Origin of the sequence: Pseudarthrobacter sp. NKDBFgelt, assembly GCF_046097905.1 — a bacterium.
GTDB classification, from domain to species: Bacteria; Actinomycetota; Actinomycetes; order Actinomycetales; family Micrococcaceae; genus Arthrobacter; species Arthrobacter polychromogenes.
Genome location: NZ_JBJURL010000152.1, coordinates 1 through 2,611 on the forward strand (window position 1 = coordinate 1; position 2,611 = coordinate 2,611).

Annotated in this window: 1 protein-coding gene and 2 pseudogenes; 2 read left to right on the forward strand and 1 reads right to left on the reverse strand. The window is 66.8% G+C overall.

The features are described 5' to 3' along the window. Positions 1–81 (reverse strand): annotated as a pseudogene (locus tag ACKAE7_RS20735) (YebC/PmpR family DNA-binding transcriptional regulator); the annotation flags it as partial. On the opposite strand from ACKAE7_RS20735, the pseudogene ccsB reads away from it, so the two are divergent. Together ccsB and ACKAE7_RS20745 are read left to right on the forward strand one after the other, a co-directional pair. Beyond that, positions 77–949, forward strand: a pseudogene (gene ccsB, locus ACKAE7_RS20740) (c-type cytochrome biogenesis protein CcsB); the annotation flags it as partial. The pseudogenes ACKAE7_RS20735 and ccsB overlap by 5 nt on opposite strands. Positions 950–1,099: 150 nt before the next feature. Then, positions 1,100–2,611 (forward strand): Hsp70 family protein (locus tag ACKAE7_RS20745; RefSeq protein ID WP_408980191.1); only part of this gene is annotated, 1,512 nt, incomplete at its 3' end.

Here is a 2,611-nt window from a genome sequence, read left to right on the forward strand (position 1 = left end):
CTCGATAAGCAGCGCGGAACCCTGCGGGCCGCGGCATTCGTACATGATCTCGGTGTAGTCGACCACTTCACCGGTGATGGGCGGACCGGCCGGCAGGGCCGAGCGGCCGTCGTCGTCCACCACCAAGGCAGCGGGTACGGGAGGCGGGGGAGTCATCACTGCCGACGCCGACATGCGCTATGCCGCGGAACGCCGCGCACCCGCGCGGGTGGCGGTGGCCCTGACCATTCTTGGCGCCCTGATCCACGCCGCCGGCGTGCTGACCCGTGCGCTGGGCGCAGGCCGGGTGCCGTGGGGCAACATGTACGAATTCCTCACCACCGGCGCGTTCGTGGCCGTGGCGGTGTTCCTGCTGGTGCTGGTCCGCCGCGACCTCCGCTTCCTGGGAACCTTCGTGGTGGGCCTGGCCATCATCATGCTGGTGGCCGCCTCCGTGGCCTACTGGACTCCCGTGGGGCACCTGGTTCCCGCCCTCCAGAGCTACTGGCTGATCATCCATGTGTCCATCGCCGTGCTGTCCTCAGCCCTCTTCACCCTGACTTTCGCGATGTCCGCGCTGCAGCTGGTCCAGTCCCACCGCCAGAAGACGGTGGCTGCCGGCGGGGCGGACAAACTGGGCTTCATGCGCCTGGTGCCCTCCGCGCTGAGCCTGGAAAACCTGTCCTACCGCATCAACGCCATCGCCTTTATCGGCTGGACGTTCACCCTCATGTTCGGTGCCATCTGGGCAGAAAAGGCCTGGGGGCGGTTCTGGGGCTGGGACACCAAGGAAGTGTGGACCTTCGTGATCTGGGTTGTCTACGCCGGATACCTCCACGCACGGGCCACCCGAGGCTGGACCGGCACCCGGGCCGCCTGGCTCTCGATCGTGGGCTACCTCTGCGTGGTTTTCAACTTCACCATCGTTAACCAGTTCTTCAACGGGCTCCACTCGTACTCAGGGCTCTGAGCAGGACTTCTGTGGAGTTCCCGGGTGCCCGGAGACTTCTAAAATCGATGTAGCAACAGGGCTGTTCCCGGTCAGCCGGTAATGCTACGTTGGTTTCGTGCGCCCGTGATGAAGTTTGCTGGCGGAACAACAGTTTTTCCTGAGGTACCCATGAGCTATGTTCTCGCCGTTGACGTGGGAACCAGCTTCACAGCTGCTGCCATCGCCCGTTTTGACCAGGGCGGTTCCTCTCCCGAGTGCCTGCCGCTGGGACTCCGTGGAACCTCGGTACCCTCTGTTCTTTTTTACCCCGACAACGGCCCCGTCCTGGTGGGGGAAGCCGCAGAACGCCGCGGCCTGGATTCCCCCGGGCGGGTTGTGCGGGAATTCAAGCGCCGCATTGGCGACGCCGTGCCGATCTCCGTGGGCACACTGTCCCTGGCCGCCGAGGACGTGTTCGCCACCATGGCCCGCTGGGTGGCAGACCGTGCGGAAGAACGCCAGGGGGCGCCGCCGTCGGAAATCATCCTGACGTACCCCGCTGCCTGGGGCTTCCACCGCACATCCCTCATCAAAGGCGCCCTCGCCGCCAAGGGGCTCCACAACGTCACGCTGCTGACGGAACCGGAAGCCGCGGCACTCCATTACGCATCCCAGGTTCGGGTGGAGGACGGCAGCATCATTGCCGTCTATGATCTGGGCGGCGGCACCTTCGATACCGCTGTCCTCCGCAAGGAGGCCAGCAGCCGGTTTGAACTACTCGGGAAACCGGAAGGCTTTGAACACATGGGCGGCGCCGATTTCGATGCCGCCCTTTTCCGCTTTGTGGCTGAACATACGGATGGCGCCCTGGCCCGGCTGGACCCGGCAGCCCCCGGAGTGCTCGCCGCGCTTTCCCGGCTGCGGCGGGAGTGCGTGGAAGCCAAAGAAGCGCTCTCCAGCGACAGCGAAGCCAACATCTCCGTGCTCCTGCCCGGCATCCAGCAGCAAATACGCCTGGTCCGCCCCGAATTCGAAGCGCTGATCGAAGACCCCGTCCGGGACACCGTGGATGCCCTGGAAGAATCGCTAAGCCAGCTTGGGCTGGAGCCGGCTGACCTTACCGCCGTGCTGCTGATTGGCGGATCCTCCCGCATCCCCCTGGTTGCACAGCTGATCTCGGAGCAGCTTGACCGTCCCATCGCCGTGGACGCCGATCCCAAGGCCTCCATCTGCATGGGCGCAGCAGTTTCCGCGGTGTTGGGCCGGGCGGCTCTGGCGGCTGCCGCCGCGGCGGAATCGAGTCCGGCCGAAGCTCCCGGTGGGGCTGTTTCCAGCCCCGCCCCGGATGGTGCGCAGGCGCCGTTGCGGCTGGCCAGCTGGTCCCGGAACCCCACGCCTGCCCCGCAGTCCCTGGCGGCGGCAGCCCTCAGCCAGGGCCATGGTGACAAGGGCGGAGCTCATGCCCCGAAACCGCGGGTGCGGCTTACTGCCGTGGCGGCCACCGCCGTCCTGTTCACTGTCCTCACCGCCACGGCCGCCCAGAGCCCGGCAGGATTCAACAGCCTGACCTCTGTGTTCGTCCCGCCGGCCGGGGCCTCCAATGACCGGGCGGCGGTGCCCGCCACTGGCGCCGCGGGCGGCGGGACGAACACAGAGGTCAGGCTGTTGAATCCTGCCGGGCTCTGGGCGGCCGTGGCGGTG